Genomic DNA, 15,536 nt, shown 5'->3' with positions numbered 1-15,536 from the left:
CCTCGCTACCGGCGGGGCGTGCAGGGGCGATCGGTGCTCCGACCGCGCCCGGAGTCAGTCCCGCTCGCCCTTGTCGTCGCCGTTGTAGCCACCCTGTTCGGCGAGGAATCGTTCGAACTCCGCGCCCAGCTCGTCACCGCTGGGTAGCTCGCCGTCACCGGCCAGCAGGCTCGACTGCCGCTCCTGCGCGGTGACGAAGCTGTCGTACTGCCGCTCCAGGGCGTGCACCACGGTCTCCACCTCGACATTGCCCGCGATGTGCTCGTTGACCTGTTCACGCACGCGCGCGGCGGCCTCGCCGAGCGCGGCCAGCGGAAATTCCAGGCCCGCGTTGTCGGCGACGTTCTCCAGAAGGGTCTGCGCGGCCTCCGGGTAGGCGGTCTGCGCCAGGTAATGCGGGACGTGCACCGAGAAGCCGACCGACTCGTGACCGTGCTGGGCCATGCGGAATTCCAGCAGGGACGACGCGCTGCCGGGCACCTGGAGTTCGCCCGGCCACCGCTGATGCTCGGAGATCAGGTCGCGATCGGAGGAATGCGCGGTCACCCCGAGCGGGCGGGTGTGCGGAATGGCCATCGGAATCGCGCTCAACCCGATGCTGCGGCGCACGCCGAGTTGTTCGGCGAGCAGGCGCACCGCGGTGGTGAACTTCTCCCAGCGTAGGTCCGGCTCCAGTCCCGCGAGCAACAGGAACGGGGTGCCCGCGGTGTCGCGCAGCGCCCAGAGGTTGAGCTCCGGCTCGGCGTACTCGGAGAAATGATCGGTCTTGAACGTCATCAGCGGGCGCCGCGACCGGTAGTCCAGCAGCTCGTCCACGTCGAACGAGGCGACCAGTTCGCTTTCGAGGCTCTCGCGCAGGTGCGTGGTGGCCAGCCGTACCGCGTGTCCGGCGTCGGTGAAGCCTTCCAGTCCGTGCACCAGGACCGGGCCCGAGCCGTCGGCGGACGACAGCTGCGGAGCGGGGAACTCCAGTTCGTACATTCGCGACTCGTAGTCCATCGCGTACTCCTTCCTGCGCGGTTCCTGCGGCCCGGACGCGCACCTCACGCGCCAGTGTGGTTGCCTGCCCGATCGTTCGCCACCGGTGGTGGTAGTCGCGCGACGAGCAGTCGTCCGAGACGGGGACCACCGTCCATTGTCCCCCATGCCGATGACGATCATCGCGCATGGCCGGACACCGACCCATACTCCGAGGCAACAGCATCGGTGGCCCGCACATTCCCGGCCCGGCGGCGTGGCATCTCCGGCTGGGCTCCGGGAGTTTGGCACAGTGAGCGTGTGACGGTGGTGGATTCGACGCGCAGGCGGCCGAGCTGGACGGTGCCGGTCGTCTGTGCCGTGCTGCTGGCCGGGTGCGGGTCTACGGTGCCGGGCCGCCCGCTCTCGTCGGCACCGACCACGGTGACCCGCCAGGTGAGCGCGGAACTGCCGACGCTGCTGCCGGATCCGGCGCAGTTTCCCGCCCGCTACCCTGCGGTGGTGCTGCCGCAGGAAGCCGTGGCCCAGGCGGCGGGCGATCTGGACGGCATGGGACGCGGTGCCGGCGTGCAGCCCAGCCGGTGCGTGCCGCCCCGCCAGGACTTCGGACCCGATCGGACGGCGATGGCGGTGGGCACCGACGAGGCAACACGCGCCACGCTGACCGTCGAATTGGCGCGCACCGACGAGGCGTTGGCCTCGTTGCGTGCCCGGTTGACGCAGTGCGGATCGGTGCGGGTGACCCGCGCGGGCGCCACGACCACCGTGCTGACCGAGCTGGACGCGCCACCAGCCGCCGACGCCGACGACACCGTCGCGCTGCGCAGAACCGTGCGGCCGGAGGCGGGCGGTGCCGGGCTGACCCAGTCCATGCGTACGCTCGTGGCCCAGATCGGGGATGTCCGAATCTCGGTGACTTATATGTCTTTCGACCACGGAGAACCGGATACGGCGGCGCTGGACGCACTGTTCTCGACAGCCGTGCGAAAGGTGCGAGAGGGGTAGGCCGCGGCTGATCCAGGACCGGCCCCGGCGACACCGTAGCAGCCGCCACCGACATCGATCGCGGTCGCTACGGCCGCGTGGGCGATTCATGCACAGTGCGAAGTGAATTCCCCAGACCCGCCGAAACGCGAGGTCGGCTTCCAATACGCCAGAGCGCGGACCTGGAGACTCGGCGCATGACCACTTCCGCGACACCCCATCCCGCCCCTGAACCTGTCGACGCCGCGCCCTCGGGCCGGGACAGCGCGCGACGCCCTGGCATGCGTAGCCGACGCGCGTTGGCCTGCCCTGCTTCCTCCGGTACCCGGCGACCCGACGATGTAGGTGCCGTTGCGCGAGAGTCGGTTTCGAAGACATCGGAAGCCGAAGCGAGCGCGGCGGCGAAGCGGCGTACCCATGCCGACCCGGCTCGAAAAGCCCGGTGTTGCGAGGAGCCTCCCCCCTTCGGCCGGGATACGACCCAGCACGCTGTGTCCGTGGATGATCCGGGCGAGCTGATCGCGGCCGTACCCGCGATGCTGGGGTTCACTCCGGAGCGGTCGGTGGTGGTGCTCGTCCTGCGGCGTGGAGCCGCGGACGCCGCGGTGGTCGACGCGGTGGTTCGGTTCGACTTGGACTCGCCCGGTGGACGGCGGGTGCGCTCCGGGCCGCTGGCCGCCGCCGTCACGCGGATCTGCGGACCCGAGGCGGCGGAGGTACTGGCGGTCCTGGTCGACGATCGCGCCGAAGAACCGGACCCTCATGCCGACCGGAAGCGCTGCGCCGCAGGACGATTCGATGTGCTGGTGGGCGCGCTGGGCAGACGATTGGCATTCGCCGACATCGCGCTCGCCGGGGTGTGGGCGACATGCGAGATCGCCGCCGGGCAGCGCTGGTGGACATTGACCGGGCCGGACCGGCGTGGTGTGCTCCGGGATCCGGCCGCCTCGATGGTCGCGCTCACCCATGTGCTGGACGGCAGGCCCATCCGCGGCTCCCGCTCCGAACTCACCGACCTGGTCGCGGTGGATCCGCTGTCGTGCGCGGAAGTGGCGGCGCACTTGGAGAGCGCGCTCACCCTCGCCCGGGAGCGATATGCGCTGGCCGCGCGCCGCGGTGACCCGAACGAATACAGCAGGCAGGCCCTCGACTACATGCTGTGGCAGATCGCCAACGTCGCGTCCGGCACGGCGCTGATGGCACCCGAACTGGCAAAACTTGCCGCCGCCCTGCGGGATCGGGCGGTTCGGGACACGATGTTCGCCTTGGCCGTCGGCGACCATGCCGCCGCTGCTGAGGCGCTGTGGGGCGCGCTGACCCGCGCCCTGTCCGGTCCGGATCGCGCCGAGGCCGCGGCGCTGCTCGGCTACAGCGCTTATGTTCGCGGTGACGGCCCGCTCGCGGGCATCGCCCTGGAGGCCGCGCTGGAGGCGGATCCGGGCCATCCGATGGCGGTGCTGCTCGATACCTCACTGCGCCTGGGCATGCGTCCGGAACAGTTGCGGCGACTCGCCCGCAGCGGCTACCAGACCGCCGCGGGGCTCGGTGTCGACCTGGGCACACCGACGTCATGAACGGGGTGTTCGGGTTGGATGTCGAATTGGCCGAGCGTCATTCCCAGAGCGAGGTCCCGGTTTACCGCACTGAGAATTCCGCAATCCGCGCTGCGCCCGGAGGACCGTTGCCCTGGCCGAGCCGTCGGCTGGGTCGGGCTTCTGAGTTCGTGCCCGCCCGAGCCGAGGCATGGCCGGCTCGGGCGGCGCGGAACCGACTACTGTGCGCTGTGCGCGCGGGAACCGAGCGACTGGAGGAAAGCCCAGGCGTCGGTCACGATCTCGTCGAGGTCGTTGTGTTCGGGTCGCCAGCCGAGTTCCGCGATGGCGCGCTCACTGGAGGCGATCAGCGTCGCCGGGTCGCCGGGACGGCGCGGCGCGTCCTGTGCGGTGATCGGCAGACCGGTGACCCGTTCGCACGCCGAGATCACTTCACGCACGGAGAATCCGGAACCACTGCCGAGGTTGTAGATCCGGTGAGTGCCCGCCTCCGCCGTCGCCAGGGCCAGCAGATGGGCCTGGGCGAGGTCGCGGATGTGGATGTAGTCGCGGACCGCCGTGCCGTCCGGAGTGGGCCAGTCGGTGCCGAAGACCGAGATCGCCTTGCGATGCCCGGCCGCCACCTGCAGCACCAGCGGGATGAGATGGGTCTCCACCACGCGGTTCTCGCCCAGACCACCGTAGGCGCCCGCGACGTTGAAGTACCGAAGGCTGGTCGCCGCAAGCCCGTGCGCGATCGCATAGGAGGTGATGGCATGGTCGATGGCCAGCTTCGAGGCGCCGTACGGATTGGTCGGGCGGGCCGGCGCGTCTTCCGTGATCGGCACCTGCTCCGGTTCCCCGTAGACGGCCGCGGTCGAGGAGAAGACCAGCCGGGGCGTGCCCGCGCGCCGCATCGCCTCCAGCAGTTCGAACGTCTTCACCACGTTGCCGTGCCAGTATTTCTCCGGCTGCTGCACCGACTCGCCGACCAGCGACTGCGCCGCGAAATGCAAGACGCCGTCGAAGGTTTCGGCGGCCAGCAGCGCGGGCGCGGCCACCGCCACGTCGCCCTCGACGAATCGGGCGCCGGAGGGAACACCGTCGGCGTTGCCGGTGGACAGGTCGTCGACCACGACGACCTCGTGCCCGGCTTCGAGCAGAACCTGCGCGCAGACACCACCGACGTAGCCCGCGCCACCCGTGACCAGAAGTTTCATGCGTCAGACCAGCTTCACCTGGACGGCGTGCGCCATCTCGTCCGACAGCTCGAAACCGTCATGCCCCGGCACGGTGATGACGACCGAGCCCGGCTTGTTCTCGACCGTGACGCGCGCGTCCGGCACGACACCCGCTTCGCGCAGGCGGCCGATAACCTCCGGATCGGTCTGGATGTGCTCCGCGAGCCTGCGCACGACCACGGCGTGCACCTGCCCGTGCGGCAGATCCGACAGCCGCACCAGTTTCTCGTCGGCGGCGGCGGGCGGTACGACGCCCAGTTCGTCCAGACCCGGGATGGGGTTGCCGTACGGGGAGGTGGTGGGGTGGTTGAGGACCTCGACCAGGCGTCGTTCGACGTCCTCGCTCATCACGTGCTCCCAGCGACAGGCCTCCGCGTGCACGTTCTGCCAGTCGAGCCCGATGATGTCGACGAGCAGCCGCTCGGCCAGCCGGTGCTTGCGCATCACCGCCACCGCCATGCTGCGCCCCTTCTCGGTCAGTTCCAGATGACGGTCTCCGGCGACCAGCAGCAGACCGTCACGCTCCATCCGCGCCACGGTCTGGCTCACCGTCGGGCCACTCTGCTCGAGGCGCTCGGCGATCCGGGCGCGCAGGGGCACCACGCCCTCCTCCTCGAGGTCGTAGATGGTACGGAGATACATCTCCGTGGTGTCGACCAGATCCTTCACCTGTTACCCCTTCGTCGGCACGAATTCTACCCACGCACGCCGACACCGCCGTGTGCCGGATCGTGTCGCTCCGCGCCGCGCCCGACGTCTCCGGCGGCGCCGCGGCAACCCGGTCGGCGCACGGCAGGCAGCCGTGACCGCACTTGCTTGTATTTGTACTGCATAGGAACGTTTCGCGGGCTCCCTTGCTTCCCGCTAGCGTTGCGAGCATGGCCACTGCACCCCGCGGCGAACCTCCGGCGCCGGCGTCGTCCGGGACGAGCCGGCCGGGAACCGTCGTCTGGACCGATCGGTTTCTGGATTACGCCTGGACCCCGGAGCATCCGATGAAACCGGCGCGCCTGAAGTTCACCATGGCGCTGGCGGAAAGTCTCGGATTGCTCGAGGGCGTCGAACTGCTCGAACCCGCCGGCGCGGAACGCCAGGACCTGCTGCGCATTCACACGCCTGACTATCTCGACGCCGTCGAACGCGCCGTGCCGCCGATCGGTTCGCCCACCGCACCGCCCTATGGCTTGGGTTCGCCGGACAATCCGGTGTTTCCGCGCATGCACCAGGCGGCGTCCACGATCGTCGGCGGCACCTTGGCCGCGGCCAGGGAGATCGCGGAGGGGCGCACCAAGCGCGCGGTGAGCATCGGCGGTGGCATGCATCACGCGATGGCCGATTCGGCTGCCGGGTTCTGCGTCTACAACGACCCCGCGGTGGCCATCTCCTGGCTTCTGGACCACGGTTTCGACCGTATCGCCTACATAGATGTGGACGTCCACCACGGTGACGGTGTGCAACGGGCCTTCTACGGCGATCCTCGGGTGCTGACCATTTCGCTGCACCAGCACCCGGCGACCCTGTGGCCCAACACCGGTTGGCCGGAGGAGACCGGCGCGGGCGCGGCGGAGGGCACGTCGATCAACCTGGCGCTGTTGCCGGGCACTCGGGATGCGCAGTGGCTGCGCGGATTCCATGCGGTGGTCCCCGGCGCCGTGGCGGCGTTCCGGCCACAGATCGTGGTCAGCCAGTGCGGGGTGGACACGCACCGGGAAGACCCTCTGGCCGACTTGGAACTCACCGTCGACGGTCAGCGTGCGGCGTTCCGCGCTATGCGCGACCTCGCCGACCAGTACGCCGAAGGACGCTGGCTCGCCGTCGGCGGCGGCGGATACGGCCTGGTCCGGGTGGTGCCGCGAGCCTGGACGCACCTGCTGGCCACCGCGTTGGATCGCACCATCGACCCCGCGACACCGATACCGCAGAACTGGATCGACGGAATCCGCACCGCGGCGCCGCGGACCGAGCCGCCGCACACCATGGGCGATGGCGGTGACGTTGCTTACCGTCCGTGGGATGGCCCCGGCGGGACCGGGGAGACTGGGGACGTGCGGCTCGACCGCGCCCAACGCGCCGTCGACATGGCCGTGCTGGCCACCCGCCGAGCGACTTTCGGGTTGCTGGGCCTCGATCCGGAGGACCCTCGTGACTGACTTCCCCGACACCGGCGCCCCCGCCATCCCGCCTCCGCCGCCGCAGCACTGGTTCGCCGACGTGCTGGCCTCCGACGGCGGCGTCGTGCGGCTGCGTCCGATCACGCCCGACGACGCCGATCGCCTGCAGGAGTTCCACGCCGCGCTGTCCGATCGCACCAGGTATCTGCGGTATTTCGGTCCCTATCCGCGGATCTCGCCCAAGGACATGTACCGGACCACGCATGTCGACTACCACGACCGGGTCGGGTTGGTGCTGGAACTGGGCGAGGCGATCGTGGCGGTGGGACGCTACGAGTTGCTGGACCGGGTCGGCCCGCGGGCGGCGGAGGTCGCGTTCGTGGTGGCGGACGGGCATCAGGGGCGCGGGCTCGGCTCGATTCTGCTGGAGCACCTGGCCGGCGCGGCCGCCGAGAACAAGATCGAAACCTTCGTCGCCGAGGTGCTGGCGGAGAACACCGTGATGGTGACGGTCTTCCGGGAGGCGGGCTATCAGGTCGAGCGCAGCAGGGATGGGTCGGTGCTGCATCTGGAGTTCGCGATCGACCCCACCGAAGCGCTGCTGTCGGTCCGCGATTCGCGCGAACGTGCCTCCGAGGCGCGCAGCGTGGGCAATTTGCTCGCCCCGCGATCGGTCGCGGTCATCGGCGCAACCCCCGCGGCGGGGCGGGTCGGCGGAGTGGTGCTGACGAACCTGCTGTCCGGTGTGTTTCAGGGACCGGTGTTCCCGGTGAACCCCAACCGGAAGGCGGTGCGGGGAGTACGCGCGTACGCGACGGTCAGGGAGATCCCCGACGAGGTCGATCTCGCCGTCGTCGCGGTGCCGCCCGCCGCGATCGGGTCGGTACTGGACGACTGCATGGCCAAGGGCGTGAAGGGACTCGTGGTGCTGACCGCCGGGTTCAGCGAAACCGGCCAGGACGGTGTGGCTGCCGAACGCGAGTTGGTCGCCGCCGCCCGCGGCCACGGCATGCGTGTGGTCGGACCGAGCGCGCTCGGCATCGCGAACACCGACCCCGGTGTGGCCATGAACGCGACACTGGCCCCGGTCCTGCCCGGCCGTGGGCGGATCGGATTCTTCTGTCAATCCGGGCCATTGGGCGCGGCCATCCTCGGCGAGGCCGCGGCGCGCAATCTCGGCCTCTCGACGTTCGTATCGGCGGGTAACCGTGCCGACGTCTCCGGCAACGACCTGCTGCAGTACTGGGACAGCGACCCGGACACCGACGTGGTGCTGCTCTATCTGGAGAGCTTCGGTAATCCGCGCAAGTTCTCCCGGATCGCGCGCCGGGTGGCCAGAAGCAAACCGATCGTGGCGGTGAGCAGTGGCCGCTCGGTCGCCCAGCAGGCCGGTGACATGGACCGTTCGATCGTGCGGGATCTGTTCGCGCAGGCGGGCATCGTCCAGGTCGACTCGATTTCCGAGCTCTTCGACTGCGCCGCCCTGCTCGGCTATCAACCGCTGCCGCGCGGCGAGCGGCTGGCGGTGGTCGGCAACAGCACGGCGCTGAACTGGCTGGCCGTCGACGCGGCCAAAGGCGAGGGCCTCCAGGTCGGCGAGCCGGTGAATCTGGGCCCGCAGGCGACGCCGGGCGCGTATCTGGACGCGCTGGTCGCGGTCTTGCGGTCGGACGAGATCGATGCCGTCATCGTTGTTTTCGCACCGCCGGTGCCACTGCCGACCACTGGATTCGCGGACGCGATCCGCGCGGCGGCGGCCGCCGTGCCCGAGGCCGACAAGCCGATCCTCACCACGTTCGTCGCCGAGCAAGGGATTCCGAACCTGCTCGCGGTACGCGGCGCGGGCGCCACCGCGGTGCACGGGTCGATTCCGTCGTATCCCGATCCCGAGCGCGCCGCACGGGCACTGGCCCGGGTCCGGCGTTATGCCGAATGGCGCACCAGGCCGGTCTCCGCTGTGGTGCGGCCACGAGGCATCGACAGCGACCGCGCCCGCCAGCTGGTGGCGGACTGGATGGCCGGATCGGGCGGTCGCTGGCTCACCGATCTGGAGACCGTGGAACTGCTTGCCTGCTATGGCATTTCGGTCGTGGAGTTTCGCGAGGTGCGCAACGCCGACGAGGCGGTCGCCGCCGCGGAGGAACTCGGCTACCCGGTGGCCGCCAAGGCGACCGGCGAATTGTGGCGGCGCAGGCCGGATCTCACCGGCGTCCGGCTCGACCTGTGGCGGCCGGAGGCGGTGCGGCAGGCGTACACCGATCTGGCCGAACTGTGCGGTGATCCACTGCTGCACATCCAGAAGATGGCCACCAAGGGCGTCGGCTGCATCCTGCGCGTGCAGGACGATCCGTCCTTCGGGTCGGTGATCGAGTTCGGCTTGTCCGGCCTGATCATCGAACTCCTCGGCGACCGCGCCTACCGGGCGCTTCCGCTGACCGCCGACGAGGCCACCGCATTGATCGACGCGCCGCGCGCCGCCCCGCTGCTGTCGGGTACTCCCGCCAGCCCACGCGTCGACAAAGCCGCCCTCGCCGAACTCGCCCAGCGCATTTCAGCCCTCTTCGACGACCTACCGGAAATGCGGGAACTGTCCTTCGATCCGGTACTGGCTTCACCGAGCTCAGCGGAGATCCTGTACGCGCGTGGCCGCATCGGCCCGGAACCGAGCCGTTTCGACACCGGTCCGCGTCGGCTGGGCTGACGTCGATCGAGTCGACCGAACGAAACCGGACCGGCGGCAAAGGCGATGGCGCGCCTGAGTCGTCGGCTCGCACAGGCCATGTCGCGGGGCTGGATAACGGACGATCGCTGTTGCCGCGATCTGTGGATGCCGGATTCGTCCGAAAGAAAGGCCTGCTCGCCATGAAGATACGAATCCTTGCCCTGCTGTCGCTGGTCGCGGCGGCGCTCACCGCGTGTTCGGTCGGCATCGGCACCGCGAAGGTGGCGGAGGCGGACTTGGAGAAGTCGGTCAAGGACTCGCTCACGCAGAAAGTCGGCCAGGAGCCCGACGCGATCGATTGTCCCGGCGATCTCACCGGCAAGACCGGGACGACCATGCGCTGCACCTTGACCGCCGGCGCCGACAACCTGGGCGTGACCTTGACCGTGACCTCGGTGGAGGGCGACACCGTCAACTACGACATCGCGGTGGACCAGAGCTGAGCACGGCAACAAGCCGAGAGGGGGAATACGACACCGCCGACCGGCTCGCGCGACGCCCGGAGGGGGCGGGCACGCGCGGTCACCGGTCGGCGCGGGAAGGTGACCTCCGTGGGGGTCACCGAGCCGGACGCCGCAGCTGTCCGCGAGCTACCGGCGCCGGCGAGGATCAGCTGGCGTAGGCGCGCAGCCGGTCGGCCCGCTCGCCCTTGCGCAGCTTCGCCATGACTTCGCGCTCGATCTGGCGCACTCGCTCGCGGGAGAGGCCGAAGAGCTTGCCGATCTGGTCCAGGGTCCGCGGCTGGCCGTCGTCCAGGCCGAAACGCAGCCGGATGACCTGCTGTTCGCGCTCGTCCAGGGTGGCGAGCACACTGCGCACGTCATGGTGCAGCAGACCGGCGATGACCGCGGACTCGGCCGAGGTGGCCTCGGAGTCCTCGATGAAATCGCCCAGCGGGGCCTCTTCGTCGTTGCCGACCGGCATGTCCAGGCTCACCGGGTCGCGGCTGTGGTCGAGCAGATCGGAGATCTTGTCCACCGGGATGCCCGATTCGACGGCCAGTTCCTGGTCGGTGGCCTCCCGGCCGAGCTGCTGGTGCAGTTCGCGCTTGATCCTGGCCAGCTTGTTCACCTGCTCGACCAAGTGGACGGGCAGGCGAATGGTGCGGCTCTGGTCGGCCATGCCGCGGGTGATGGCCTGCCGGATCCACCAGGTGGCGTAGGTAGAGAACTTGAAGCCCTTGGTGTAGTCGAACTTCTCCATGGCCCGGATCAGTCCGAGGTTGCCTTCCTGGATCAGGTCCAGCAGCGGCATTCCACGGCCGGTGTAGCGCTTGGCGAGCGAGACAACGAGGCGCAGGTTGGCTTCGAGCAGATGCGACCGGGCGGCCTGACCTTCGCGCACGACGAGGGCTAGATCCCGCTTCCGGCCGGCCGACAACCGCTTACCGGTTTCCAGCAGATGCTGCGCGTAGAGGCCCGCCTCGATGCGCTTGGCCAGCTCGACCTCGTCGGCAGCCGTGAGCAGCGCGGTACGGCCGATCCCGTTCAGGTACACACGTACCAGGTCGGCGGCGGGGCTCTGGGCGTCGAGGTCCGAATCGCTGGTGCGCACACGAGTGGTGGCGGGGCTTGTCATGACTTGCCTCCTGTCGGTGGTGTCTCACTCCGATCAACGGACCCGACACGGAGAAAGTTCCCCGTTACGGCAGACATAAACCGCTCTGAGCTGCGGTTTTCTGCTCTCTCGTCTGAGAAGTTCCTGAGAAGCACCGCGTCGCGGAGCGATCCCCTGGCCGGGACCGGCGCCGGTCGACGCGTAGTTGCCGTACGGTTATACGGGACGTACCAATCCGTGACGTACCAGTCCGGTGACCACGGACAACGCGTCGGCCGCGAACTCGGCGGTCACCTCCTCGGAGCCGTGAGCGACCGCCAGTAGTTCGACCAGCTGGTACAACGGCAGGCCGTCGGCTCGCATTCCCGCCAGCAGCGAGATCGTGGTCTCGTCCACTTCGTGCTGCCACCGTGGGCCGTCGCCCCGGTGCAGCCGCGCCACCTCCGGCGCCCAGCCATCGGCGCCGGGCAGGTACACACGCTCCAACGCGGTCGCGGAGTCCACCGCGAAACGTGCCGACCAGGCGAGGTTCTCATCTTCGGCGACGGCGCGCAGCCAGGCCGAGCGCTCGAAATACCGGATGGCCTCCTCGCCGAGCGGGTCGTCGAAGCCGTGCGTGAGGTCCTCGGCGAGCAGCTCGGCCGGACCGTCGATGGCGCGCAGGTAGACGAAACCGAAACCGATGCCATCGACATCGGCGGAGGCGAAGGCGTCCAGCCAGCTCTCCGCACGGGCCTGCGCCGCCGGATCGCGCGGGTCGAGGCCCGCGTCGCGCAGCCAGGTGCCGACATAGAGGGCGGGATCGGCGACGTCGCGCTGCACCACCCAGGCGTCGACACCATGGGCGGGCAACCACGAGGAGACTCGGTCGCGCCAGTCCTCGCCGTCGACATGGACCCACGCGGCCAGCATCGCGGCGGTGCCGCCGGGTGCGAGCAGGTCGGCCGCCCGGGAGATCACCAGTTCACTTGCTCCGTCGAGCGCGAGGCCGGAGTCCCGATAGGTGTGCTCGACGCGGGCGGGGCCGACCACGAACGGTGGATTGGCCACGATCTGGTCGAAGCGCCTCCCTCGGACCGGCTCGAACCAGGAGCCTTCGACCAATTCGATGTCCAGGTCGTTGAGCGCCGCAGTGGCTTCTGCCAGCCATAGCGCGCGGGCGTTGACATCGGTAGCCGTGACCTGCCGGGCGTAGGAGGTGGCGTGTATCGCCTGCACTCCGCAACCGGTGCCGAGGTCGAGCACCGTGCCGACCGGCCGTGTCGGAGTGGCGCGCAGGAGTGAGAGAGAGGCGTGACCGACGCCGAGCACGTGGTCTTCGGTCAGCGTGCGGCGGCGCATCGAGTCGTCGAGATCGGACAGAATCCATCGGGTGCCCGCGCCCGCGTCCAGCGGGCGGAGGTCCAGCGCCGCGCGCACGACGTCGCCGTCGCGATCGAGCAGGCCCGCGGCCACCGCACGGTCCAGGTCCACCGGCGCGAGTGCGGCGGCGACCTCCCGCTCCGGCAGCGCGTCGCCGAGCAGCAGCAGGCGGATGAGCGTGCCCAGTTCGCCCGCCTCGCGCGCCGCCCTGCGCACCGGCACCGGCTCCGAGCGACCCAGTGCGGCGTGCGCGTCGCCGAGCACCTCGAGCAAGGTGTCGGCGTCGTAGCCGACCCTGGTCAGGGCGGTCCGCAGGTCCGGGCACAGCGCGGTGAGCAGCGATCCGGTGCTGGTCGATCGGTTCGTAGGCACATCGGTACTCTGCCACCGCGACCATCCGGCCTGGACCAGATGGTCGCGTGTCACGACACCTCGCGCCTCGCCCGAGCCGGTCGCCGCCGCGCCGACCCCGCAATCGACAGCGCCCAGCCGACACGGTCGACCGCGCCGCACCGTCTCGACGATCGGCTACCAGCCCGGTAATCCGGAGAACCCAGGTCACGCCGCATCCGTCGGCGGACGAACCGCCTCCGACGCCGTTGGCGGCAAGTGCGCCGTTCCCGCCCAAGTGGGCTGTCTCCGATGATGTGTCGGTCGCCGCGGTGATTCATCCGAGTGCGCCGACGGTCGCGCGGCCGACGGAGAAATCACGGGCCGCAAGGCAAATCACGTGCGATGGATGCGCGTCTTCCGTGCGTGTCGGCGGTTTCGTGGACAAAGAGAGATCGACTCGCGGGCGGGAAGAATTGTGCCGGAGCGTGATTCAGACGCCGTTCGGGTCGCGCGCGGTGACACAGTAGAGCGCGTCGCCGGGATCGCTCAGGACGATCCAGTGCTCATGCCGCCGCACCACCGTCGCGCCGAGCGATTCGTGCCATGCCGCGGTGGCCTCGATGTCCTCCGCGGCCAGGTCCACGTGTGCACTGGTCGGACGGTTCTCGCCGAGACGCTGCAACAGCAGCTGCGCGAGCAACTGCTCCTCCGCCCGCAGACGGGCGAACTCCGGACGCCGTCCGGGCTGGAATGTCCAGCCGGTCAACAACGTCCAGAAGCGGGTCTCGATCTCGTAATCGGCGGGGCCGATATCGAGGCACACCTGGTCCAGGCGCGACAGCGTGCCGTCGGGTGCCCGCACGGCCGGTGCGGGCGTGCTCATGGCGCGCCCGCTCGGGGTCAGGCAGAACGTCTGGCCGCCGGGGGAGCGCAGCACGGCGTAGTCGGGGTGGTTGGCGACCAGTTCGGCGCCCAGATCGAGCGCGGTGCGGACGGCGGAGGGGATGTCATCGACGTCGAGGTCGAGATGGACGCCGCCGAGACCGGTCACCGCCTGCATCTTGACGCTCGCGGCGGCGAACAGCGCCGGGTCGGGCAGCAGGGTGAGGAACTCGTCGTTGGTGCCGCGTCGAGCAGAGAGCTGGGTGCCGGTGACCGTGGACCAGAACTTCGCGCAGTCGTCGAAGCGCTGCGTCGGGCGGTCCAGGAAGACCCAGATCCACCGAATCATGTTCACTCCTGTCTGTTCGGCGCAACGTACCGAAGTGCGGATCGTCGTGGCGACGGCTTCGATGCGACATTAGGGACAGGCGCGCATGTTGTCGAGCACATACTGGCGTTCGCCGAATGGCACGAATTTGATGCGATGTGGCATTCCAGCCACTCGTTGCGGACGCAAGCTTCGGGCAGGCTCAGCGCGTGACCGAACTGCAGACGCCGACCCCGGTTCCCGTCGACTCCTCGCCCCGCACCCGCCTGCACCCGGCATGGCTGGTGGCGGGTGTCGGCTTCATCGCACTGCTGGGCGCCGCCGCCTTCCGGTCGGTGCCCGGCGTGTTGCTCGACCCGCTGCACGAGGAGTTCGGCTGGTCGCACGGCACCATCGGCACGGCCGTCTCGCTGAACCTTCTGCTGTACGGCCTGATCTCGCCGTTCGCGGCGGCGCTGATGGATCGCTTCGGCATCCGCAAGGTAGTGGCCTGCGCGCTGGTGCTGGTCGCGGCGGGCAGCGGGCTGACGGTCTTCATGACCCAGCCCTGGCATCTGATCCTGACCTGGGGCCTGCTGGTCGGTGTCGGGGTGGGCTCGATGTCGATGCCGTTCGTGGCGACCATCACCGGCCGGTGGTTCGTGCGCCAGCGCGGCCTGGTCACCGGCGTGCTCACCGCCGCGGGCGCGACCGGGCAGTTGATCTTCCTGCCGCTGGTGTCGGCGCTGGCGCACGCGCATGGCTGGCGGCTGCCCTCGCTGATCGTCGCGGGCGCCGCGCTGGCCGTGGTGCCGCTGGTCTTGCTGTTCATCCGCGACTATCCCAGCGACGTCGGCGTGCGGGCCTACGGGGCCGAGCCGGACAGCCGCGCCGGGATGCGCGTGCCCGCGGCCGGTGGCGCCTCGCGTGCGCTGACCGTGCTCGGCGCGATCGCCCGCAGGCCCGGATTCTGGTTGCTCGCAGGAGGATTCGCGGTCTGCGGCGCGTCGACCAACGGGCTGGTCGGGACGCATTTCGTCAGCGCGGCGCACGATCACGGCATGCCGCCGACCACCGCAGCGAGCCTGCTGGCGGTCGTCGGCATCTTCGACGTGGCGGGCACCATCGCGTCCGGCTGGCTGACCGACCGGCTCGACCCGCGCTACCTGCTGATCGGTTACTACACGCTGCGCGGTCTGTCGCTGCTGATCCTGCCCGCGCTGCTGGGGCCGGACACGCAGCCGAGCCTGTGGGTGTTCATCGTCTTCTACGGCTTGGACTGGGTGGCCACGGTGCCGCCGACGGTCGTGCTGTGCCGCGAGCTGTTCGGCGCCGACGCCCCTGTCGCGTTCGGCTGGGTGTTCGCCTCCCACCAGATCGGCTCGGCGGTGGCGGCCACCGGCGCGGGCGTCATCCGTGACCTCCAGGGCAGCTACGACTTGGCCTGGTATCTCGCGGGCGCGCTATGTGGCACGGCAGCGGTGATGTCGGCGATGGTGCGCCGCGCCCCGCAACCGTCCTGACGTC

Annotated in this window: 12 protein-coding genes; 6 read left to right on the top strand and 6 right to left on the bottom strand. The window is 69.8% G+C overall.

Annotated elements, in window-relative coordinates; genetic code table 11:
• Nucleotides 1-54: 54 nt before the first annotated feature.
• Nucleotides 55-999, bottom strand: a complete 945-nt coding sequence (locus ACWPXK_RS16065; RefSeq protein WP_454196907.1) for a PAC2 family protein — start codon at nt 997-999, stop codon at nt 55-57.
• 279 nt (nt 1,000-1,278) lie between these two features.
• On the opposite strand from ACWPXK_RS16065, the gene ACWPXK_RS16060 reads away from it, so the two are divergent.
• Together ACWPXK_RS16060 and ACWPXK_RS16055 are read left to right on the top strand one after the other, a co-directional pair.
• Nucleotides 1,279-1,983 carry a DUF5642 family protein gene (locus ACWPXK_RS16060; protein ID WP_454196906.1) on the top strand — a complete coding sequence of 235 codons (705 nt, stop codon included), beginning with the start codon at nt 1,279-1,281 and terminating at the stop codon, nt 1,981-1,983.
• 476 nt (nt 1,984-2,459) lie between these two features.
• Complete coding sequence (locus tag ACWPXK_RS16055) at nt 2,460-3,536, top strand: DUF4192 domain-containing protein (RefSeq protein WP_454196905.1); 1,077 nt, start codon at nt 2,460-2,462, stop codon at nt 3,534-3,536.
• 197 nt (nt 3,537-3,733) lie between these two features.
• Here the strand turns inward: ACWPXK_RS16055 and galE are convergent, their stop codons facing one another.
• Nucleotides 3,734-4,714, bottom strand: a complete 981-nt coding sequence (gene galE / locus ACWPXK_RS16050; RefSeq protein WP_454196904.1) for a UDP-glucose 4-epimerase GalE — start codon at nt 4,712-4,714, stop codon at nt 3,734-3,736.
• A 3-nt stretch (nt 4,715-4,717) separates the two neighbouring features.
• Nucleotides 4,718-5,404, bottom strand: a complete 687-nt coding sequence (locus tag ACWPXK_RS16045; protein WP_454196903.1) for an iron dependent repressor, metal binding and dimerization domain protein — start codon at nt 5,402-5,404, stop codon at nt 4,718-4,720.
• Nucleotides 5,405-5,613: 209 nt separating this feature from the next.
• On the opposite strand from ACWPXK_RS16045, the gene ACWPXK_RS16040 reads away from it, so the two are divergent.
• From ACWPXK_RS16040 to ACWPXK_RS16030, 3 genes are all read left to right on the top strand, one after another.
• On the top strand, nt 5,614-6,885 hold the full coding sequence (locus ACWPXK_RS16040) for an acetoin utilization protein AcuC (RefSeq protein ID WP_454196902.1): 1,272 nt from the start codon (nt 5,614-5,616) through the stop codon (nt 6,883-6,885).
• Nucleotides 6,878-9,547 carry a bifunctional acetate--CoA ligase family protein/GNAT family N-acetyltransferase gene (locus ACWPXK_RS16035; protein ID WP_454196901.1) on the top strand — a complete coding sequence of 890 codons (2,670 nt, stop codon included), beginning with the start codon at nt 6,878-6,880 and terminating at the stop codon, nt 9,545-9,547. Before ACWPXK_RS16040 ends, ACWPXK_RS16035 begins: the two co-directional genes overlap by 8 nt.
• Nucleotides 9,548-9,708: 161 nt before the next feature.
• The gene (locus ACWPXK_RS16030; RefSeq protein ID WP_454196900.1) at nt 9,709-10,011 is read left to right on the top strand and encodes a DUF4333 domain-containing protein; all 303 of its coding nucleotides are present in this window, start codon (nt 9,709-9,711) and stop codon (nt 10,009-10,011) included.
• A gap of 166 nt (nt 10,012-10,177) precedes the next feature.
• Here ACWPXK_RS16030 and ACWPXK_RS16025 read toward each other — a convergent pair whose 3' ends face one another.
• The 3 genes from ACWPXK_RS16025 to ACWPXK_RS16015 form a co-directional block, all read right to left on the bottom strand.
• A complete protein-coding gene (locus ACWPXK_RS16025; protein ID WP_364326165.1) occupies nt 10,178-11,146 on the bottom strand; it encodes a sigma-70 family RNA polymerase sigma factor in 969 nt (322 codons plus the stop codon).
• Between the two features lie 195 nt (nt 11,147-11,341).
• Nucleotides 11,342-12,859, bottom strand: a complete 1,518-nt coding sequence (locus tag ACWPXK_RS16020; RefSeq protein WP_454196899.1) for a DUF7782 domain-containing protein — start codon at nt 12,857-12,859, stop codon at nt 11,342-11,344.
• Between the two features lie 451 nt (nt 12,860-13,310).
• Nucleotides 13,311-14,051 carry a VOC family protein gene (locus ACWPXK_RS16015; RefSeq protein ID WP_454196898.1) on the bottom strand — a complete coding sequence of 247 codons (741 nt, stop codon included), beginning with the start codon at nt 14,049-14,051 and terminating at the stop codon, nt 13,311-13,313.
• 188 nt (nt 14,052-14,239) lie between these two features.
• Between ACWPXK_RS16015 and ACWPXK_RS16010 the strand changes: the two genes are divergently transcribed.
• Nucleotides 14,240-15,532: an MFS transporter gene (locus ACWPXK_RS16010; RefSeq protein ID WP_454196897.1), complete on the top strand. Its 1,293-nt coding sequence runs from the start codon at nt 14,240-14,242 to the stop codon at nt 15,530-15,532.
• Nucleotides 15,533-15,536 lie beyond the last annotated feature (4 nt).

It is taken from the genome of Nocardia sp. Marseille-Q1738, assembly GCF_965283145.1.
This window is presented reverse-complemented; position numbering and strand designations above follow the sequence as displayed.